This window comes from Actinophytocola sp. KF-1 (genome assembly GCF_054661535.1).
In genome coordinates, this window is the sequence record NZ_BAAFVK010000012.1 from 28375 (window position 1) to 48665 (window position 20291).

20 protein-coding genes are annotated in these 20291 nt (G+C 72.3%); 7 read left to right on the forward strand and 13 right to left on the reverse strand.

From position 1 onward, the window contains the following. Window positions 1–24: 24 nt before the first annotated feature. Entirely contained in the window at window positions 25–789 is a 765-nt protein-coding gene (locus ACYQ77_RS31900; protein ID WP_459717801.1) for a carbon-nitrogen hydrolase family protein, read from the forward strand. On the opposite strand, the gene ACYQ77_RS31905 is transcribed toward ACYQ77_RS31900, so the two are convergent. After that, complete coding sequence (locus ACYQ77_RS31905) at window positions 786–2093, reverse strand: cytochrome P450 (protein ID WP_459717804.1); 1308 nt, start codon at window positions 2091–2093, stop codon at window positions 786–788. The two genes, ACYQ77_RS31900 and ACYQ77_RS31905, sit on opposite strands and share 4 nt — an antisense overlap. Window positions 2094–2143: 50 nt before the next feature. Here ACYQ77_RS31905 and ACYQ77_RS31910 point away from each other — a divergent pair, with 50 nt between their 5' ends. Beyond that, the gene (locus ACYQ77_RS31910; protein WP_459717807.1) at window positions 2144–2716 is read left to right on the forward strand and encodes a TetR/AcrR family transcriptional regulator; all 573 of its coding nucleotides are present in this window, start codon (window positions 2144–2146) and stop codon (window positions 2714–2716) included. 58 nt (window positions 2717–2774) lie between these two features. Here the strand turns inward: ACYQ77_RS31910 and ACYQ77_RS31915 are convergent, their stop codons facing one another. Together ACYQ77_RS31915 and ACYQ77_RS31920 are read right to left on the reverse strand one after the other, a co-directional pair. Further along, window positions 2775–3338, reverse strand: coding sequence for a hypothetical protein (locus tag ACYQ77_RS31915; RefSeq protein ID WP_459717809.1), 564 nt, complete (start codon window positions 3336–3338; stop codon window positions 2775–2777). Window positions 3339–3341: 3 nt separating this feature from the next. Continuing rightward, on the reverse strand, window positions 3342–3713 hold the full coding sequence (locus tag ACYQ77_RS31920) for a hypothetical protein (RefSeq protein WP_459717811.1): 372 nt from the start codon (window positions 3711–3713) through the stop codon (window positions 3342–3344). 69 nt (window positions 3714–3782) lie between these two features. Here ACYQ77_RS31920 and ACYQ77_RS31925 point away from each other — a divergent pair, with 69 nt between their 5' ends. After that, window positions 3783–4934 (forward strand): ArsR/SmtB family transcription factor, encoded by a 1152-nt coding sequence (locus ACYQ77_RS31925; protein WP_459717813.1) that lies wholly within the window; start codon window positions 3783–3785, stop codon window positions 4932–4934. A 122-nt stretch (window positions 4935–5056) separates the two neighbouring features. Here ACYQ77_RS31925 and nadC read toward each other — a convergent pair whose 3' ends face one another. From nadC to nadA, 3 genes are read right to left on the reverse strand one after another with little or no spacing between them, the layout of a single operon-like run. Continuing rightward, a complete protein-coding gene (gene nadC / locus ACYQ77_RS31930) occupies window positions 5057–5902 on the reverse strand; it encodes a carboxylating nicotinate-nucleotide diphosphorylase (RefSeq protein ID WP_459717815.1) in 846 nt (281 codons plus the stop codon). Then, the gene (locus tag ACYQ77_RS31935) at window positions 5899–7506 is read right to left on the reverse strand and encodes an L-aspartate oxidase (protein WP_459717818.1); all 1608 of its coding nucleotides are present in this window, start codon (window positions 7504–7506) and stop codon (window positions 5899–5901) included. The genes nadC and ACYQ77_RS31935 overlap by 4 nt, the downstream gene beginning before the upstream one ends. Continuing rightward, window positions 7503–8513 carry a quinolinate synthase NadA gene (nadA, locus tag ACYQ77_RS31940; protein ID WP_459717821.1) on the reverse strand — a complete coding sequence of 337 codons (1011 nt, stop codon included), beginning with the start codon at window positions 8511–8513 and terminating at the stop codon, window positions 7503–7505. The genes ACYQ77_RS31935 and nadA overlap by 4 nt, the downstream gene beginning before the upstream one ends. Window positions 8514–8583: 70 nt before the next feature. Here nadA and ACYQ77_RS31945 point away from each other — a divergent pair, with 70 nt between their 5' ends. Next, the gene (locus tag ACYQ77_RS31945; RefSeq protein WP_459717824.1) at window positions 8584–9300 is read left to right on the forward strand and encodes an NUDIX hydrolase; all 717 of its coding nucleotides are present in this window, start codon (window positions 8584–8586) and stop codon (window positions 9298–9300) included. A gap of 10 nt (window positions 9301–9310) precedes the next feature. Beyond that, on the forward strand, window positions 9311–10027 hold the full coding sequence (locus ACYQ77_RS31950; RefSeq protein WP_459717827.1) for an LON peptidase substrate-binding domain-containing protein: 717 nt from the start codon (window positions 9311–9313) through the stop codon (window positions 10025–10027). Window positions 10028–10125: 98 nt separating this feature from the next. Here ACYQ77_RS31950 and ACYQ77_RS31955 read toward each other — a convergent pair whose 3' ends face one another. From ACYQ77_RS31955 to bioD, 4 genes are all read right to left on the reverse strand, one after another. Next, window positions 10126–10731, reverse strand: coding sequence for a DUF2567 domain-containing protein (locus ACYQ77_RS31955; protein WP_459717830.1), 606 nt, complete (start codon window positions 10729–10731; stop codon window positions 10126–10128). A 51-nt stretch (window positions 10732–10782) separates the two neighbouring features. Next, on the reverse strand, window positions 10783–10980 hold the full coding sequence (bsaP, locus tag ACYQ77_RS31960) for a biotin synthase auxiliary protein BsaP (protein WP_459717833.1): 198 nt from the start codon (window positions 10978–10980) through the stop codon (window positions 10783–10785). 61 nt (window positions 10981–11041) lie between these two features. After that, window positions 11042–12076 carry a biotin synthase BioB gene (gene bioB / locus ACYQ77_RS31965; RefSeq protein WP_459717836.1) on the reverse strand — a complete coding sequence of 345 codons (1035 nt, stop codon included), beginning with the start codon at window positions 12074–12076 and terminating at the stop codon, window positions 11042–11044. Between the two features lie 138 nt (window positions 12077–12214). Beyond that, on the reverse strand, window positions 12215–12934 hold the full coding sequence (bioD, locus tag ACYQ77_RS31970; protein WP_459717838.1) for a dethiobiotin synthase: 720 nt from the start codon (window positions 12932–12934) through the stop codon (window positions 12215–12217). A 72-nt stretch (window positions 12935–13006) separates the two neighbouring features. Between bioD and ACYQ77_RS31975 the strand changes: the two genes are divergently transcribed. Next, the gene (locus tag ACYQ77_RS31975) at window positions 13007–13693 is read left to right on the forward strand and encodes a barstar family protein (RefSeq protein WP_459717841.1); all 687 of its coding nucleotides are present in this window, start codon (window positions 13007–13009) and stop codon (window positions 13691–13693) included. Window positions 13694–14091: 398 nt separating this feature from the next. Here the strand turns inward: ACYQ77_RS31975 and ACYQ77_RS31980 are convergent, their stop codons facing one another. Continuing rightward, a complete protein-coding gene (locus ACYQ77_RS31980; RefSeq protein WP_459717842.1) occupies window positions 14092–15357 on the reverse strand; it encodes an adenosylmethionine--8-amino-7-oxononanoate transaminase in 1266 nt (421 codons plus the stop codon). Between the two features lie 30 nt (window positions 15358–15387). Next, a complete protein-coding gene (locus ACYQ77_RS31985; protein ID WP_459717845.1) occupies window positions 15388–16278 on the reverse strand; it encodes an NADP-dependent oxidoreductase in 891 nt (296 codons plus the stop codon). Window positions 16279–16348: 70 nt separating this feature from the next. On the opposite strand from ACYQ77_RS31985, the gene ACYQ77_RS31990 reads away from it, so the two are divergent. Beyond that, window positions 16349–17302 (forward strand): GlxA family transcriptional regulator, encoded by a 954-nt coding sequence (locus tag ACYQ77_RS31990; RefSeq protein WP_459717848.1) that lies wholly within the window; start codon window positions 16349–16351, stop codon window positions 17300–17302. Between the two features lie 1397 nt (window positions 17303–18699). On the opposite strand, the gene ACYQ77_RS31995 is transcribed toward ACYQ77_RS31990, so the two are convergent. Next, complete coding sequence (locus tag ACYQ77_RS31995; protein ID WP_459717850.1) at window positions 18700–20253, reverse strand: phosphodiester glycosidase family protein; 1554 nt, start codon at window positions 20251–20253, stop codon at window positions 18700–18702. Between the last annotated feature and the right edge of the window lie 38 nt (window positions 20254–20291).

Here is a 20291-nt window from a genome sequence, read left to right on the forward strand (position 1 = left end):
TCTCACGCCAGGAGGTCGGTCGCCGTGCGTGTCGCGTTGAGCCAGATCACGTCCTCGCCGTCGCCGTCGGCGAACCTGGAACTGGTGGCGGAACAGGTGAAGACCGCGGCGGCGGACGGCGCGTCCGTGGTCCTGTTCCCGGAGGCGACGATGGCGTGTTTCGGCACGTCACTGGGCCCGCTGGCGGAGCCGGTCGACGGGCCGTGGGCGTCGGCGGTGCGCGACGTCGCGGCGGAACACGACGTGCTGGTGGTGGCCGGGATGTTCACGCCTGCGCCGGACGGGCGGGTGTTCAACACGCTGCTGGCCACCGGCCGCGGCCACCACGTGGGCTACGACAAGATCCACCTGTTCGACGCGTTCGGCTTCCAGGAGTCGCGGACCGTCGCTCCGGGTGACGACCTGGTCGTGCTGGGCGACATCGGCCTGGCGACGTGCTACGACGTGCGGTTCCCCGGTGTGTTCACCGGCGTCGCCGACAAGGGCGCGTCGGTGGTGCTGCTGGGCGCGTCGTGGGGCGCCGGGCCGGGCAAGCGGGAGCAGTGGGAGCTGCTCGTGCGGGCGCGGGCGCTGGACTCGACGTGCTGGGTCGTGGCGTGCGGGCAGGCCGACCCCGGCGTGCCGTCGACCGCGCCGACCGGGATCGGGCACAGCCTCGTCGCGGCGCCGGACGGGTCGGTGTTCGCGGCGGCGGGCGCGGACCCCGAGCTGCTCGTGGTGGACCTCGACCTGGACCGGGTCGCGCAGGTGCGCGCGAACATCCCGGTGCTGGCGAACCGGCGGCTCTAACGCGGGACGACGACGATCCGCGCGCCTCGCGACGGGACGAGGGTGATGTTGCGGGGCTTCGGGAACTCCGCGTGGCCGCTCGCCGGGCGGATGTCGTAGCGGGTCAGGGCTTCCTTCAGCACCGCCACCGCTTCCTGCAGCGAGAAGCCGGCGCCGATGCAGCGGCGCACGCCGCCGCCGAACGGGATCCACGTGCCCGACTCCGGCGGCTTGCCGAGGAACCGGTCCGGGCGGAAGTCGTCCGGTTCACTGTGGACGGTCGCGTCCCGGTGCACGAGCGAGATGCTCGGCGCGACGACCGTGCCCGCGGGCAGCCGGTAGCCCGCCAGCTCGACCGGCTCGGTCAGCACGCGGGCCACGTTCTGGATCACCGGGCGCCGGCGCATGGCCTCCTTCGCCACGGCCTCCAGGTAGGTGTCGTCGCCGTCGTCGGCGGCCCGCTGCGCGGTGCGCTGGACGTCCGGGCGGCGGGCGAGCTCGTGGAAGGACCAGGCGAGCGCGGTCGCGGTGGTCTCGTGCCCGGCCAGCAGCAGCGTGATCATCTGGTCGCGCAGCTCGACGTCGGACAGCTCGTCGCCCGCCGCGGTGAGCAGGCGCGACAGCACGTCGTCGCGTTCCGACAGGTCGCCCGCCGCGCGGCGGTCGGCGATCTCCGCGTACAGCAGGCGGTCCGCGGCGTGCAGGTTGTCCCAGTTGCGGCGCCAGAAGGCGAACCGGCGCAGCCGAGGGTAGCTCCAGCCGAGGACGGTGAGCGGGCCGATCTCGGAGATGCGCCGCAGCCGCGGCCGCAGCTCGGCAAGGCGGGGACCGTCGGCCATGCCGAACACGACCCGCAGGATGATCTCCAGCGTCACCGCGTTCATGCGCGGGTGCACGGCGAACGGGGTGCCGACGGGCCAGCGCTCGACGTCGGTCACGGCCAGCCCGGCCATGAGGTCGCGGTAGCCGCGCAGGGCGGCGCCGTTGAACGCGGGCATCAGCAGCTTGCGGGCACGCAGGTGCTCGTCCTCGTCGGTGGTGAGCAGCGAGTGCCTGCCCATGACCGGCGCCAGCAGCCCGTTGCCCTCGCCGGCGTGGAAGACGGTGGGCGCGCCCGCGAAGACCTGGCGGATGTGCTCGGGGCGGCTCAGCGTGACGATGGTCCGGTCGCCCGCCACGCGGGAGGTGAACACCTCGCCGTAGCGGCGGCGCCAGCGCGCGTGGATCTGGCGGCGGAAGGCCAGGAACAGGATCGTCTGCACCAGCGGCGGCAGGTCCGACCCGGGCGGCAGGGCGGTTGCGGTGCGTGCCTCGACCGTGGCCATGCCCCTATCTATACGCTCGTATGGATCGGTGGCACAAGTACGATCGACCGGTGGGCCACCGGGAACAGCTGCTCGCCGCGGCGCGGCAACTGCTGGAGGACAAGGGATACGCGCACATCACGGCGCGTGACCTCGTCGCGGCGTCGGGCACGAACCTGGCCTCGATCGGGTACCACTTCGGCTCGAAGGCGGGACTCCTGAACGCGGCGCTCGGTGAGCTGTTCGAGGAGTGGGCGCGGCAGCTGGCGGAGATCGCGCTGGCCGACCCGCACGCGTCGCCGATCGAGCGCGCGCACCGGACGTGGGCGGCGTTCCTGGAACACGTCGAGGGGCGGCGGGCGCTGCTGGTGTCGTTCGTGGAGGCGATGGCCCAGGCCGACCGGTCCCCGGAGCTGCGCGAGCAGCTGGCGGGGACGTACCGCAACGTGCGCGCTGCGGCGAGCCGCATCATCGCCGACGCGCTGTCGACCACGCCGGACGACCCGCGCTGCGCCGCGGTGGCGAGCTGGGTGATGGCGGTGTGCGACGGGCTGGCCATGCAGTGGCTGCTCGACCCGGCCGCCGCGCCGCGCGGCGCGGACCTACTGCGCGGTCTCGCCGACCTCCGCGCCCTGTCCGGCTGACCGGTACTCCGCGCGGGTGCGCCCTGCGGGCCCCCTCCAGGAAGCCGCTACCGAGCCACTACCAGCGAATTCTGACATATCTGGGATAGTCAGGAAACTCCTCCACCATCGCCACGCGAACGCACTCTCGTGCGGCGTCTTCTTGTTCACCCGCAGCCTCGTAAAAGTCTTTGACGTTGTGCTCGCGGCCGTTCAACCGGACGCCTTTGCCGTTCAGGCAGCGGGCTGTCGCCGACCGGAGCTCCGGGTGCATCACCTGCTCCCTCTCCTCCACATAGGACGGCTCGATGTGGGAGACGTGGCCCAGGTTGCATTCCTCGACCTTGGCATTCCACGCCGCTGGATCACCCGAGAATTCCAGGTCGTACAGCAGCGACAGGCCGTCGACCGGGCTCAGCACGGGATCCGTGACCTGGTAGCCGGCGTCGCGCATGCACGACACGAAACCGTCGACCGCGGTGCGGTACTCGCTTTCCGTCACCACACCGTCGGCGAGGGCCCATGCCTGCGCTGCCGGGTACTCCGGCTCGGTTGTTCCCCGACCGCCATCGTCGACAGCCGGGGAACAAGCGGTCGCGAGCGCGAGCAGCAGCGCGAGCCCGCACGTGGCTTTCTCCCGCATCGGTCAGCTGTAGGTCACGTTGCAGGAGTCGCAACCCCAGTGCATTCCCGTGCCGAAGCCCGCGCTGTCGTAGTAGTCCGCCTCGGCGCGGATGCTGGTGCCGTAGACCCTCGGCCAGGTGTAGCCGTCGTTCGCCCGCAGGCCCGCGCTGAGCCGGCCTGCGCAGTCGCCGCTCAGTTTCGAGGTCACGGCCCACGCGTGTGTGCTGCTGTACCGGCCGCTGGCAACCCAGTTGGTTCCGCAGCTGCGGGAGACCTCGCGATTGTTGCCGAGTGCCTGCGCTGACGGCGCAGGCAACAGAGCGAACGTCGCGATGGTCGCGATCACCGCGGCGGTGGTTCTTCGCACGAAACGTGGTCTGGTCAGTCCGGTCATCGCTCCTCCTGGCAGCTCCGGTGTCCATCTGCCTGGCCGCGAACTCCGGTCGCCAGGCAAGTCGGAATCATGGCAGCGCGGGACGTGGTATTTCGGTCCTTCGACCACGTTCAAAACAGCCACGCTTTTTGCTCCGATCGGGTGTTCACCGCTGCTTTTCCACCGAGCGGAGTGCACGATGGTGACGCTGCGGTGCTGGCGGAAGGCATCGTGGTGAATACCCGGGGGGGCGATGTGCCGACATTGCGTATTCACTTCACCGAGGGTGACCTTGGTCGTACCAGGCTGAGCCTTGCCACCCATCTGATGTGGGAGTTGGTGAGCAGCGTCCAGATCCTTCAACACGGCGACGGCGAACTGTACTTCGACGATTGGCGCCGCCGGGTGCGTGAACGGGTCGCGCACAGTGTGTCGTTGCGCGCAGCGGTGCGGTTGCTGGCGACGGTCGCACCGCACGCGTCGTACTTCCCGGACTTCCTCACGCCGGAAGCCGACGTGCCGGACTTCGACACCGGCATCGACGTGGTGCTGTCCACCTCTTCGCATCGGCTGCGGACCGAGGTCGGCCGGCTCCAGGACGCCGCCGGGGCCTCGGCCTGGCTCGACGACCTCGGCCACGGCCGCGGCACAGCCCTCGGACAGTTGCGGACCGCACTCCGCACTTACGCCGTCGAGATCATCCAGCCGCATCGCCGGGTGATCGACGACGCACTGCAGGCCGAGCGCGCCGACCGGATCGACGTCTACCTCGACCACGGCCCGGAGGCACTGCTGAAGAGCTTCGCCCCCACCATGACGTGGCGACACCCCGTCCTGACCGTGGACTACCCGATCGACCGCGACCTGCACCTCAACGGCCGTGGGTTGCTCCTGGTGCCGTGCTACTTCTGCCTCGGCCAACCCGTCGCACTCGCGGACCCGGATGAACGGCCGGTGCTGGTGTTCCCGCTCAAAGCTGAATCACGGCTGGCCACCGACCCCTCGCACGCTCACCACCTCAGCGCACTACTGGGGTCGACACGCGCCGACATCCTGCGGTCATTGCCGACCTGTGCGACCACCACTCAACTCGCGACGCGCAACAACATCACCCCGGCCACCACCAGTCACCACACAACCGTGCTGCGCAACGCTGGGCTGATCACAACCCGGCGCGATGCGAACCGGGCCGTGCACGCCCTGACACCACTCGGGCGGCGCCTGCTCACCCGCACCTGGTGAACCGGATACCAGCAGCCGGCCCCTTGTGGACAACCTGCCCTCCGCGACGTCGCGCGCGCCCGGAATCGTCGGTGGTCCGTGAGAGGCTGGCAACCGGGGGCCGGAGGCCGGCCCCCGGTACGTCACCGCAGGTCCAGCCCCAGGTCGAGCGACGGCGCCGAGTGTGTCAGCGCGCCGACCGACAGGTAGTCGACGCCCGTCTCCGCGTACACGCGCGCGTCGGCGATCTTCAGGCCGCCCGACACCTCCAGCTTCGTCTGCGCGCCGAGGTCCGCCACCCGGCGGACCGCCGTCGCGCAGTGTTCCGGGGTGAAGTTGTCGAGCAGCACCAGCTCGGCCTTCTCCGCGAGTGCCTCGTCGAGCTGGTCGAGGCTGTCGACCTCCACCTCGCACGGCAGGTCCGGCGCCCGGTCGCGGGCGGCGCGCAACGCGGCCGCCACCGAACCCGCCGCCGCCACGTGGTTGTCCTTGATGAGCACCGCGTCGCCGAGACCCAGGCGGTGGTTGACGCCGCCGCCGCAGCGGACCGCGTACTTCTCCAGCAGGCGCAGCCCCGGCAGCGTCTTGCGCGAGTCGCGGATCGCCACGCCGGTGCCCGCCACCGCCTCGACCCACGCCGCCGTCGCCGTCGCCACGCCCGACAGGTGGCACAGCAGGTTCAGCGCCGTGCGCTCGGCGGTGAGCAACCGCCGGACCGGGGCGCGGACCACCAGCACGTCGTCGCCCGGGCGGACCCGTGCGCCGTCCGCCATCGCCGACAGGACCTCGTAGTCGCCGATGACCTCGTCGAACACCGCGCGGACCGCCGGGAGCCCGGCCACGGTGCCGAAGGCACGCGGCGCGATCGTCGCCGTGGCCACCGCGTCCGCCGGGACCGTCGCCTCGGTGGTCGCGTCCGGGCCGTACCGCAGGTCCTCCTCGAGCGCGGTCCGCACCACGCGCATGAGGTCCTCGTGGTCGATGCTCATGCTGCTCCCCTCGCCATCGCGGGTTCCGGGATCATCGGCTGCCCCGACGGCGTGAGCCGCACGGTCAGGCTGCGCACCCATTCCGGTGCGGTGTGCGGGAAATCGTCCCGCACGTGGCAGCCGCGGGACTCCTCGCGTGCCGCGGCCGCCGCGATCAGCGCACGTGCCGTGAGCGTCAGCGCCGCGTCCTCCACCAGTGCCCGTGTCGACAGTGGACGGTCTACTGCGGACACGTCGAGCACCGACCCGACCACCGCGAGACCCTCCGCGTCGCGGCCGATCGCGGCGTAGCGGCTCATCACGCGCTGCAGCGTGTCCCGGTCCGCGACCGGCGCGGCCGGCACCGGCGGGCACACCGCCAGCCGCCGCTCCGCGGGCACGCCCATGGCCAGGTCGGCCGCGACCGACTCCGCCGCCCGCGTACCGACGACCAGCCCTTCCAGCAAGCTGTTGGACGCCAGCCGGTTCGCGCCGTGCAGACCGGTCCGCGCCACCTCCCCGGCCGCGTAGAGCCCGGCCACCGCGGTCCGTCCGTCCACAGTGGTCACCACGCCGCCGCACGAGAAGTGCGCGGCCGGGGCCACCGGGATCGGCGCCACCGACGGGTCGACACCGACCGCCAGGCACGCCGCCAGCACGGTCGGGAACCGCCGCCGGAACTCGGCGGCGGACAGGTGCGTCGCGTCGAGGTACACGTGGTCGTCGCCGAGCGCCGCCATCCGGCGGGTGATCGCCGCCGACACCACGTCCCGCGGCGCCAGGTCCTCCTGCGGGTGCACCCCGGCCATCACGCGGTCACCCCGCGCGTCGACCAGCACCGCGCCCTCGCCGCGCACGGCCTCGGTCACGAGCGGGCACCGCCCCCGCGCACCGGCACCGGTGAACAGCACGGTCGGGTGGAACTGCACGAACTCCAGGTCCGCCACCGGCGCACCGGACCGCAGCGCGATCGCGATGCCGTCGGCCGTCGCGACGGACGGGTTCGACGTCGCCTGGTACAGCTGACCCAGCCCGCCGGTGGCGAGCAGAACCGCCGGTGCCACAAGGATTCCCGGCACACCGCCGCTGTCGAGCACCAGCAGTCCGGCGACCTCGCCCGCGGGCGTGCGCAGCGTGTCGACCGCCGTGTGGTGCTCCAGCATCGGCACCCGCCCGTCCCGCGAGGCGGCGAGCAGCGCCCGCTCGACCTCGGCGCCGGTCGCGTCGCCGCCTGCGTGCACCACGCGGAACGCGGTGTGCCCGCCCTCGCGGGTCCGCGCCAGCCGGTCGCCTTCGCGGTCGAACTCCGCACCCAGCGAACGCAACCGGGCCACCGCGGCCGGGCCCGCCCCGATGATCCGGGACGTGGCCACGGGGTCGCACAGGCCGACGCCCGCGACGAGCGTGTCGTCCACGTGCCGCGCGACCGAGTCGGCCTCGACGTCACCCAGCACGACCGCGACGCCGCCCTGCGCCCAGCGCGTGTTGCCGCCGTCGGCCGCGTCCTTCGTGACGACCAGGACGTTCAGCCCCAGCTCGCGGGCACGCAGCGCGGCGGTCAGCCCGGCGACCCCGGTGCCGACGACGATCAGGTCAGCGCTGGCCTCCCAGCACGGCGAGGTCACTCCCCACCGCCGGGCTTGCCGATCTCGATCATCCGCTGCACGGCGCCCCGCGCGCGGGCCGCGGTCTCGGCGTCCACGTGCACCTCGTCCTTGTTCTCGCGCAGCGCGCGGAGCAGGGCGGCCGGGGTGATCATCTTCATGTACCGGCAGGACGCGCGGTCGTTGACGGCGTTGAACTCGATCTCCGGCGCGGCGCGGCGCAGCTGGTGCAGCATGCCGACCTCGGTCGCCACGAGCACCGTCTTCGCCGACGTGGCGCGGGCCTGCGTGACCATGTCACCGGTCGAGAGGATCTTGACCTGCGCGCTCGGCACGATGCCCTCGCCCGCGAGGTAGAGCGCCGAGGTGGCGCAGCCGCACTCGGGGTGGATGAACAGGTCCGCGTCCGGGTTCGCCGCGGCCCGCTCGGCCAGTTCGGGACCGTTGATGCCCGCGTGCACGTGGCACTCGCCCGCCCAGATGTGCAGGTTCTCCCGGCCGGTCTCCCGCTTGACGTGCGCGCCGAGGAACTGGTCGGGCAGGAACAGCACCTCCTGGTCGGCGGGGATCGAGCGGACCACGTCGACGGCGTTGGACGACGTGCAGCAGATGTCGGTCTCGGCCTTCACGTCGGCGGTCGTGTTCACGTAGGACACGACGACGGCGCCCGGGTGCTCGGCCTTCCACGCCCGCAGCTGGTCGGCGGTGATGGAGTCGGCCAGCGAGCAGCCCGCCCGCGCGTCCGGGATGAGCACGGTCTTCTCGGGCGCCAGGATCTTCGCGGTCTCGGCCATGAAGTGGACGCCGCAGAAGATGATCGTGGACGCGTCGCTGGCCGCGGCGATGCGGCTCAGCGCGAGCGAGTCGCCGGTGTGGTCGGCGATGTCCTGGATCTCCGGCAGCTGGTAGTTGTGGGCGAGCAGCACGGCGTCGCGTTCCTTCGCGAGCCTGCGCACCTCGTCGCGCCACGCGGCGTCCGGATCCACCCCCGTGAACGGCGCCAGGTCTTCGGTGAGCGTTGCGGCCACTGATCCCTCCTTGGGCTACGGTCCGCCTGTCCGTTTCCTCTCCAGAGGTTTTCGCCTTAGGATCGAAAACATGCCCAATGCTACCACCGCGCTGACCGTGTCCGACCACGAAGTACTGGCCGCGGTGCTCCAGGTGCGAGCGGGATCACTCCAGGTCCTGCTCTGGGAACGCGCTCAGGAACCGCACGCGCACCGGTGGTCACTGCCGGGCGGCAGGCTCGGGTCGGCCGAGGACGTTGAGTCCTCGATCCGCCGCCAGCTCGAGGAGAAGGTCGACGTGCGGCAGTTGTCGCACGTCGAGCAGCTCGCGGTGTTCAGCGCACCCGACCGGGTGCCGGGCGAGCGGGTGATCGCGTCGGCGTTCCTCGGGCTCGTGCCCTCCGACGTCGACCCGGCGCTGCCGTCGGACACGGATTGGCACCCGGTGGACGCGCTCCCCCGCACCGCGTTCGACCACGAGTCCATCGTCCGTCGAGCGCGGGACCGGCTGCGGGCGAAGCTGTCGTACACCAACCTCGGTTTCGCGCTGGCGCCGCCGACGTTCACGATCTCCGCGCTGCGGGCGCTGTACTCGGCCGCGCTCGGGTACCGCGTCTCGGCGACGAACCTCCAGCGGGTCCTGTCGCGGCGCGGTCTGCTCGAGCCCACCGGTGACACAGCGCCACCGGGCAAGGCGGGTGGCCGCCCGGCCGCGCTGTTCCGGTTCACCCAGCGGGGCATCGAGGTCACGGACCCGTTCGCGGTCCTCCGTCCGCCGAACCAAGCGAGAGGCGGCGCGGCCACCTAACCTTGGGTCCGTGCCCACGGGTCCGACACCACCGCCACCGACGCCGCTGCCGCTGTTCCCGCTGCAGACGGTGCTGTTGCCCGGGGTCACGTTGCCGCTGCACATCTTCGAACCGCGGTACCGGCAGCTGACCGTCGACCTGATCACCGGCACCGTGCCGGAGAAGCGCTTCGGGGTCGTCGCGCTCGCACCGTCGGCCGGCGTCGAGGTGACATCACTCGATCAGCTGAAACCGGTCGGGTGCGCGGCCATCCTCCGCCAGGCGTCCCGGCTGCCGGACGGCCGCTTCGACATCGTCACGCTCGGCGAGCACCGCTTCCGGCTGCTGTCCGTGGACTCCGAGGCGGCGCCGTACCTCATGGGCACGGTCGAGTGGCTGCCGGACGTGCCCGCGATGATCCCCGGGCAGCGCGTGCCCGACGACACGGTCCGGGCCCTCATCGCGTCGGCCAGGGCGGCGTACCGCCGGTACTGCCAGGCGGCGTGGCAGCAGGGCGACTGGACCGAACCCGCCGAGGACGTCGACGTGGCGTCGCTGGCGCACCTGCTCGCCACGGACTGCCTGCTGCCGCTGGAGGACCGGCAGCGCATCCTGGAGGAGACGCGGCCGCTGCACCGGCTGCGCCTGGTGACCCAGCTACTGAGCCGCGAGGCGGGCATCCTGGCGACCCTGCACGCGGTCCCCGCTCCCCCGGCGGACCTTCGGCAGCAGGCCATCGAGAACTGACCCCCTCGCGCGGTGTCCCGGCCGGAGATCGCCGCGTTCGACGACCGGTTCGCCGTCGTGACGGCCGCCGGCGAGCCTCGGCACCGTGCGCCGTGGCGTCAGCCCAGGCGGCGGCCCAGGTCGTCCATGCCGTTCATGGCGGCGAACACGCCGTACACGAGCGCGGTCGCCAGCGGCCACAGCAGGATCGCCCACGCCGACTCGATCGACGGCGGCACGGCGACGATGTCCAGTGGCTTCACCGTCGACGGCGCGGGCCAGCGGCCGTCCGCCCACGCCTTGCCGACCGACATGGCGAGCCAGCCGCCCAGCGCGCCACCGGCCGTGGCGGCGAGCATGACCACCGGGCCGCGGCGTTCCCGCAGGTACCAGACGGCCACGGCGGCCACCACACCCGCCGCGGCGCACAACAGCATGAAGATCACGAGCGCGTCGAAGCGGTGGTAGCTCTCGTCGGTCAGGTTCGCAGGCCGCCCGTCCTGGGTGATGACCTGCCGCTGCGGCGGCGCGAGCCGCGACCACAGCCAGCCGACGGCCAGCCCGAGCAGTGCGACCGTGGACAGCACGCTGATCGACGGCAGCAGGTCGCGCTTGACCACCACGCGGGGCACCGGCGGGCGCCACGCGTACTCCGGCGGCGGGAAGAGCGGGTACTCGGGCCCCCGGTGCGGCGCTGCCTGCTCCCCGACCGGTTGTTCCGACACTCCGACCTCCCACTAGTCCTGCCCCGGACCGGTACGGCCCGTAGCGAAAGACTAGTACCCAGCGTCCACCGACGAGCGCTCACCGTGTCGGCTGCACCGCGCCGACCACCCCGCCGGGGTGACCTGCACGATCATCCGCCGCGCGCACTCCGGGCAGAACCGCGGCGGGTCGAGGGCCGCCTGGGCCCCCGAGCACCGCGGGTGGTCGCCTTCGCCCTCGGGTTTTCCGCAATGAACGCAGAACGTCACGGCCGCTCCTCGCGGGCTCCGGGTGGCCGCTGCGCCAGGTGGTTCGCTCCGCAAGGTCCGCTCACAGGTGCTCGCTCAGCGCCTTCACCGGCATCTTGAGGTCCGCCAGCATGTCCAGGTCCTGCTGGGCGGGACGGCCGAGGTTGGTCAGGTAGTTGCCGACGATGATCGCGTTGATGCCGCCCAGCATGCCCTGCTCGGCGCCCAGGTCGCCGAGCGTGAGCTCGCGGCCGCCCGCGAACCGCAGGATCGTGCGCGGCAGCGCGAGGCGGAACGCGGCGATGGTGCGCAGCGCGTCCTTGCCCTCGACGATCTCGTAGTTCTCGTACGGGGTGCCCGGCTGCGGGATCAGGAAGTTCATCGGCACTTCGTGCGGGTTCAGCTCACCCAGCTGGGCGGCGAACTCCGCGCGCTGCTCGATGCTCTCCCCCATGCCGATGATGCCGCCGCAGCAGACCTCCATGCCCGCCGCGTGGACCATCTTCAGCGTCTCCCAGCGCTCCTCCCACGAGTGCGTGGTGACGACGTTCGGGAAGTGCGAACGGGCGGTCTCGAGGTTGTGGTTGTAGCGGTGCACGCCCATCTCGACCAGCTCGTCGACCTGCTCCTGCGTGAGCATGCCGAGCGAGCAGGCGATCTGGATGTCGTTGCCGTCCTCGCGGATGGCCTTGATGCCGTCACGCACCTGCGAGAGCAGCCGCTTGTCCGGCCCGCGCACGGCGGCGACGATGCAGAACTCGCTCGCGCCGGTGTCCGCGGTCTCCCTGGCGGCCTTGACCAGGCCCGGGATGTCCAGCCACGCCGAGCGCACCGGGGACGGGAACTGGCCGGACTGCGAGCAGAAGTGGCAGTCCTCCGGGCAGCCGCCGGTCTTGAGGCTCACGATGCCCTCGACCTCGACCTCCGGCCCGCACCAGCGCATCCGCACCTCGTGGGCGAGGGCGAGCAGCTCGGGGATCCGGTCGTCGGGCAGGCGCAGGATCTCCAGGACCTGCTCCTCGCCGAGACCCACACCGCGTTCGAGGACCTGCTCCCTGGCGGCGGCGATGGGGTCGGTCACCGACTCTGTCCCGGTCCGTTCGGCAGCTGCGGTCACGGTGCCTCCATGTTCGTCGTCGAGCGCGTTGATCCGCCCCAGTGTGCCTGACGACCCCGGCCGCCGGACGCGATGTACGTCACGCGTGCGAGCCGCGCTCAAGCGCCGGGTGCCGGGCGGGCACGCGAGGGCTCGGGTCTAGGCGGCGTGCTCGGCCGCGAAGCCGCTGGCGTCGAACTCGCCACCCAGCGACGGGCCGAGCGAGCGGATCGCCATGTCGAGGAACTTCGGCCTGGTCAGCGCGGCCGCGCCGGCCGGGATGGCGCCCACGAGCGGCGCGTCGGCGACCGTGGGGAGGTCGTCGAGGTTGCAGCGCGCGGCGAGGTCCGGTTCGGCGGGCCACGAGCCCACCACGATCCCGGCGCACTCGATGCCGCGGCGGCGCAGGGCCTCGGCGGTCAGCGCCGTCTCGTTGAGGGTGCCGAGGCCCGCGTTGGCGACGATCAGCACCGGCGCCGCGGCCGACCAGGCCACGTCGGCGAGGGTGCCGCCCTGGTCGTCCATGCGGACCAGCAGCCCGCCCGCGCCCTCGACCAGTACGAGGTCGTGTCCCCGGGACAGCTCGACGGCGGCCGCGGCGGCCTGCTTGGGCGTGACGGGCATGATGCCCGCGCGGCGCGCGGCCGTCGCGGGGGCGAGCGGGTCGGGGAAGCGGGCGAGCTCCCAGGTGGTGACCTCGTCGCCGGCGAGGCGCGTGACCTCGTCGACGTCTCCGGGTTCACCCGGCTCGAGCCCGGTCTGCGCCGGTTTCAGCACCGCCACGCTGCGCCGCTTGTACAGCGCCAGCGCGGCGACGGCCGCCGTGACGACGGTCTTCCCGACACCGGTACCGGTTCCCGTGAGCACCATGAAACTCACGGGGCGACAGGCTAGACCCACCCGGTCGTGCCGATCTCAACCGCCCCGGTCCCGGCCCGCTACGGTCGGCGGGTGGAGTGGCACTACGCGCTGACCGCGGGCGGCGTGCTGTGGGGACACGGCACCGGCCTGGACGGCTTCTTCGAGGGCGACGAGCAGGTGGTCCTGCGGGCACTGGCCGTCCGCGGCGCCGTTGCTGACCAGCTCGAACGCGTCGGCACCCGCCGGGCGTTCCGGGGCGCGGCGCACCTGTCGCTGCTCACGACGGCGCCCGTGGGCGGGTACGAGCTGACGGGTTTCACGCCGGTCGCGGTGCGGATGACGCCGGGGCGGCCCGGGCTCGTAGACCTGACCGTCCGCGCACAGCGGGCGGTCGAGCCGGGCGCCGGGGCGGTGTGGGAGCTGGTGCGCACGGGGCGGCTCGACCGGCCGGGGCTGTGGCGGGGGTACGGGCGGCGGGCGTGGCTGTCGGTGGCGCTCAACCGGCGTGTGCACGGGGTGGCGGCGCCGCTGGACGGGCGCGACCTCGTGGACGTCGACGCCGTGTACTGCGCCCTCGGCGAGGCGGTGAACGGGCCGGGCGGGTACTACGGGTGGAACCTGGACGCCGTGGCCGACTGCCTGCGGGGCGGGTTCGGGGCGGTGCCGCCGTTCACGCTGGAGTGGCGGGAGGCCGCCGTGGCACGGGAACGCGTGCCCGAGTTCGCGGCGGTGGTGTCCGTGCTGCGGGAAGGTGGCGTGGACGTGCGCCTGCTGTGAGTGGGCGGTGGCCGCCGGCCCCCGGTTTCCAGCGTACGGCACGGCACCGACAGCGAACGGCCACGCGGACGGGGTTGTCCACAGGACCGCTGGGTCGCGCGAAGCGTGTCCTGCCGTGGCCTCTCCACCCGCGACGGGCAACGCTTGCTCGCCCACCCGGCGGCCGCCGGCCCCCGGTTTCCAGCGTACGGCAGGGCACCGACAACCAACGCCTCGCAGAGCCCGGCTGTCCACAGCGGACGGAGTTGTCCACAGCTCCCGGGAAACCCGCCCTCGAGCGCGCTTGTGTGTCGGTGGCTTGCTGTAGCGTGGTTCGAGGGGGCCGGAGGCCACCTCACACCACGCCCGGCACGACGGTCACCGTTGCTCACCCGCAACGCGAGCACGCCGGAACGTGATCACGCCGCGCCCGCCGCCGCGAGCACGCCCGCCGTGATGCGTGCCAGGTCCGCCGGTTCCGTGACGTACGGCGGCATCGTGTAGATCAGGTCGCGGAACGGCCGCAGCCACACGCCCTCCGCGACCGCCGCCGCCGTCGCCGCCGCCATGTCGACCTCGTGGTCGAGCTGCACGACCCCGATCGCGCCCAGCACGCGCACGTCCCGCACCCCCGGCATGGACCGCGCCGGGGCCAGGCCTTCCCCGAGCCCCGCCTCGATGCGCCGCACCGCGGCCTGCCAGTCCTGCGACAGCAGCAGCTCCACCGACGCGTTCGCGACCGCCGACGACAGCGGGTTCCCCATGAACGTCGGGCCGTGCGCCAGCACCGGGACCGCGCCCCGGGAGATGCCCTCCGCCACCGCGGGCGTGCACAGGGTGGCACCCATCGACAGGTAGCCGCCGGTCAGCGCCTTGCCCACGCACATGACGTCCGGCGCCACGGACGCCTGGTCCGCCGCGAACAACGTGCCGGTGCGGCCGAACCCGGTCGCGATCTCGTCGAAGATCAGCAGCACGTCGTGCGCGAGGGTCAGCTCACGCAGCACGTGCAGGTAGCGCGGGTCGTGGAAGCGCATGCCGCCCGCGCCCTGCACCACCGGCTCGACGATCACCGCGGCCAGTTCGTCCGCATGGGACTCCACCACCGACGCCAGGTGCGCGACGTAGTCGTGCTCGAACGCCGCCGGCGGCGCGTCCGCGAACACCTGCGCGGGCAGCACACCCCGCCACAGGCTGTGCATGCCGCCGTCCGGGTCGCACACGCTCATCGGGTGGAACGTGTCGCCGTGGTACCCGCCGCGCCACGTCATCAGCCGCCGCTTCTCCGGCCTGCCCAGCGACCGCCAGTACTGCAGCGCCATCTTCACCGCGACCTCGACCGACACCGACCCGGAGTCGCAGAGGAACACGTGCTCGAGCGACCCCGGCGTGATCTCCGCCAGCGTGGTCGCGAGCCGCACCGCGGGCTCGTGCGTGAGGCCGCCGAACATGACGTGGCTCATCCGGCCTGCCTGGTCGGTCAGCGCCTTGTCCAGCACGGGGTTGCGGTAGCCGTGGATCGCCGCCCACCACGACGACATGCCGTCGACCAGCTCGCGCCCGTCCGCGAGCCGCAGCCGCACCCCGGACGCCGACTCGACCACCAGCGGGTCGACGAGTCCCGGCATCGGGCCGTACGGGTGCCAGACGTGCGCGCGGTCGAGCGCGACGAGATCATCGGTCACGCGTGGAGGCTAACCTCCTCGCGCGGGTGTTCACGCCACGGTCAGCACGATCTTGCCCTGGGCCCGGCCGGTCTCGCCGCGCGCGTGCGCCTTCGCGGCCTCGCCGAGCGGGAAGACCGAGTCGATCGCGACCGTCAACTGTCCCTTCTCGACCAGGTCGACCAGCGCCAGCATGCCCGCGTGGTCGGGTTCGACGAGCAGGAAGTCCTCGCCGGGGGTGAGCGCGATGTACGTGCCGCCGGGCCGCAGCAGCGGGCGGGACCGCGGCCCGTACTCGCCGCCGATCGTGTCGAGCACGACGTCCAGGTCGCCGGTCGCGGTGGTGAAGTCGGTGGTCGTGTAGTCGATGACCTCGTCGGCGCCGAGGCCGCGCACGAAGTCGTGCTTGGCGGCGCTGGCGGTGCCGATCACGTGCGCGCCGCGTGCCTTGGCGATCTGCACGGCGACGTGCCCGACGCCGCCCGCCGCCGCGTGGATCAGCACCCGTTGCCCCGCCTGAACGTTCGCGAAGTCCACAAGGGACTGCCAGGCGGTGAGCCCGACGAGCGGCAGCCCCGCGGCGGTGACGTGGTCGAGGCGCGCGGGTTTGCGCGCGAAGTGCCGCGGCGGCGCGACGACGTACTCGGCGTACGCGCTCGCCGGCTTCGGGAACAGCGGCATGCCGAAGACCTCGTCGCCCGGCGCGTACATCCGCACGCCGGGGCCGACGGCCGCCACCACGCCGGACACGTCGTAGCCGGGGACGAACGGGCCTGCGCTGCCGAGGGTCGCGCCGCGCGCCCGGGCTTTCCAGTCGGTGGGGTTGACGCCCGCGGCGTGCACGCGGACGAGGACCTCGACGGGACCGGGTTCCGGCCGGTCCAGTTCGACCTCTTCGAGAACTTCGGGGCCACCCGCGCGCCGGGCCATGATCGCTCGCATGGCTCCATCCTGTCGCTCGTGCCGTCGGTCGGCCAGTGGCCCGGAGGCCACGATGTGACAAGATCGGGCCATGCACCGGGTGGCCGTTCTGGCGCTCGACGGGGTCATCCCGTTCGAGCTGAGCATCCCGTCGCGGATCTTCGGCACCGCGACCACCGACGACGGCGCGCCGCTGTACGAGATCGTCACGTGCACGGTCGACGGCGGCCCGGTCCGCACGGCGGCGGACTTCGCGATCACGGTCGAGCACGACGCGTCGGTGCTGGCCACGGCCGACACGGTGGTCGTCCCGTCGCCGACCAGCGAGGTCTGCCTGACGGGAACGCTGCCGCCCGCGGTAGAGGCGGCGTTGGCGTCGGTGCGGCCGGGCACGAGGCTGGTGTCGATCTGCCTCGGCGCCTACGTGCTGGCCGCGGCGGGCCTCCTCGACGACAGACCCGCGACGACGCACTGGCTGCACTCGGAACTGTTCCGGGAGATGTTCCCGCGCGTGCGGGTGAACGAAGACGTGCTCTTCGTCGACGACGGCGATGTTCTCACGTCGGCAGGCGCCGCCGCCGGCGTGGACCTGTGCCTGCACATCGTGCGCCGCGACCACGGCAGCGCCGTCGCCAACGTGGTTGCCCGGAGGTGCGTGGTCCCCCCGTGGCGGGACGGCGGGCAGGCGCAGTACGTGACCCGCCCGGTGCGGGAACAGACAACGGCGACGACGGCCGGGGCACGGGAGTGGGCACTCGGCCGACTGGGCGAGGCCGTGGCGTTGGACGAGTGGGCCGAGCGGGCGGGCATGAGCAGGCGGACGTTTACGAGGCGCTTCCGCGAGGAGGTGGGAATGAGCCCGGGCCGGTGGCTCACGCGACAGCGGGTCGAACTGGCGCGCGACCTGCTGGAGACGACCGACCTGGCGGTGGATGTCGTGGCCGACAAGGCAGGTTTCGGCACAGCCGCCGCGATGCGGCACCACCTGCGGGCGGTACTCGGCACCTCACCGATGAGCTACCGGCGCACGTTCCAGGGGCGGTGAGGTCGGGCCTGGTTGTTGGGGGTTGCGTCGCGGAGAGTGGATCCCCTTCCCAGGCCCGCCTTCTCGGGCGCGGTCCGCGTTCCGAGCGCCTTCTCGGAGGAAGCCCGCCTCCCTGGGCGCGGCTCGCTTTCTCAGGCGCAGCGCGCCTTCCCGATGCAGCCCGCAGTGGGCCAGTTCGCTCGCTGGACGCAGCCAGCCTTCTAGAGCGAGCTGCCCACTTCCCAGGCCCGGCCACCTTCTCTGAGTGCAGCCGCTTGTGGGCGCAGCCCGGCTTCCGAGCGAAGCTCGCATCTCGGCGCGCCCGCACTTCCGCGGCGACCCACCCTCCCGAATGCAGCCATTTCCCGAGCGAAGTCTGCCGACCCGAACAACCCACCCGGAAGGGCGAGCCGAGCCCAAAGGCGGGCTTCGCCGGGGAAACGCGCCAAGGAACACGGGCCGTGTTCGGGAAGGTGGGCCGCGTCCGAGAAAGCAGGCTTTGCGCCGGGAGGCCGGGCTGCGCCCACAAGCGGCTGCACCCCCAGAAGGGCGGCCGTGCTCGGGGCGGGCAGGCTTCGCGCGAGAAGGCGACTTGCGCCAAAGAGCGGAAGTGGGTTGCGCCTGAGAAAGTCGGCTTCGTTGGGTAGGCAGGCTTCGTTTGGGAAGGTGTGCCGCGTTCGGGAGGTAAGCGGGTCTCGAAATAGCAGGCTTGCCTCGAGCGCGCGCAGCGTTCGGGAAGGTGATCGGCTTCCGAGAAGGCAAGCTTCGCCCGGGAAGACCGGCTGTGCCAAAGAAGGCTAGCTGCGCTGATGGAAGCTGGCAGGGCCTGGGAAGTGGGTTCTTCCACTGGCAAGCTTCGCTCGAAAGGCGGGCCACCGTGGGGGCGCGAGCCGCGTCCGAGAAGGGCAAGCTTCGCCGGGAAGACCGGCTGCGCCGAAGAAGGCTGGCTGCGCTGATGGAAGCTGACTGGGCCTGGGAAATGAGTTGTTTGAGCTTGCAGGCTTGGCTCGGGAGCTGCGTTCGGGAGGGGTGGGCCGCCGCGGGAGAGGGGCCGCGTCCGAGGAGGCAGGCTTCGTTCAGGAAGGCGTGCTGCGCCTGAGAACGCGGGCTGCGCTCACAGGCTGGCTGGGGCTGGGAAGGGGGTTCTGCCTTGTCGAGCGAGGCCGACATTCCCGAGTGGAGCCCGCGTTGCCGGGCCCCGGCCGATGGCGGTCTCGTTGTTGGCTTCGGCTCCCCCGTTGGCCTCCGGCCCCCGTTTTCCAGAGTACGGCACGGGACCGACATTTCGGCCCCGTGCCGTGGTGCTGGTGGGTGGTTGTCCACAGCGGGGTTGGCTGTCCACAACCTCGCCGCGGGTGGCGGTTTCTGTCGGTGGCTTCCGGTAGTGTGGTTCGAGGGGGCCGGAGGCCGCCGGGGGGTTACGGCAGGATCAGGATCGCGTCGCCTACTGGGCGTTCGCCTGTTGTGTCTGATGGTTTGTTGATCACCTGGTTGTTCGTGACCATCGTGGTTGAGCCGCCGCCGTCCAGGTTGATCGCGTTCCGCATGCCCAGTGCCTGTGCTACCGCTGCGCTTTCCGCGATCGACAGGCCCAGGCTTGTGGTGCTGCGGCCGTCGATCGTCGCCAGCAGGATTCGGCCCTGGCGGTCCACGCCCGCGATCGTGCGCGGGTTTCGTTTGTGGACCCAGCCGTAGTAGAAGCTCGGGTCGTTCGGGCGGACCATGCCGTCGGTTGCCGGGGTCGCGTGCCGACGACCGTCGCGGACCAGTTCCGGGCCGCCGTTCATGACGTAGTCCTCGGTGGCGCCGCGCAGTGTGCTCGTGATCGTGAGCTTCGTGCCCAGCGCGCGGAGGGCGTCCGCCTTGGTGCCTGTGCCCTGGATCGCACGGGTGCCGGGCGCCAGCGGGCCACCTCGCGGTTCACGGACCTCCGTCACCCGGTTCTTCGCGTCCACCAGGAGTTCCACGCCCGGGCCTGATGGTGTTCGGGCACCATAATCCCCGGTGAAGAGGACGGCCTCGTCCGGGTCGGTGCACGTGGTGTCGTGCAGTGGACGGTCGGTCGGCTGGTCGCCGGTGCCGCCGCAGTTGCGGATCAGCCCGGGCACCCGGTTGACGCCGTCCAGCCCGAGCGTCCGGTGTCCACTTCGGACGGTGCCGGTCCACGTGTGCCGTGCTACGCCGGCGTCTTTGCCGTCGGTGGAGAACACGAACGCGGGTCGTCCGTTGGTGGCCTCGCTCAGCACGCGCCCGGCGTAGACGCCTACCCCTGCCGGGTCGCCGGGGGCACCGGCCGCGGGGTCGAGCACGAAGAAGCCCGCGTTCACCGCCGCCGTGGCGCCCTTGGCCGCGGCGAGCGCGCTGGTGGTCTCCCGGCGCTCGAGGTCCGGACCGAAATCGCCGACGAGGTCGCCCCGGAACCGGCGCGGGTCGATCGTCAGCACCCGCACCTCCCACGGTCCCCGGTCGGTGCTGTCGCCGTCCCAGCCGGTGAAGACGGTGGCGGCGGTGAACTTGGCGGCCCGGATCGCGGCCAGCTGGGCGTCGGCGTCCGCCTTGACGGGGAAGGCGCCGACGCGGACCCGGAAGCCGAGGGTGCCGCCCGCGAAGTCGGCCATCCGCGGGGTCACGACCTCCTCGACGCGCGGCGTGAAGCCCGCCGCGGTGAGCGCGCTCGCGAGGGCGTCGGCGTGGGCGCGGTCCGCGAGGGCCGTGGGTGGGGTGTCGGGATCGGGTGAGCCACTGCCGCCGGGGATGGCGACCTCGACCGTCCACGTCTCGGCCGGGTCGGCCGCCCCGCGGACGATCGTCGTGAGCGTGACCCCGGGTTGGAGGGTCTGGACCGAGCGGGTCTCCGGCAGGTCAGCCGGGCCGAGCGGCAGACCTCGGGTGTGCGCCGCCGCTTGCGGGGTCTGCAGCGTGGCGGCGAGCAGGACAACTCCGGCCAGGACGGCCGACTTCCTCGTCCACATAGGCGTTTCCGTTCTGCGTCTGCGGTTCGCAGGACAAC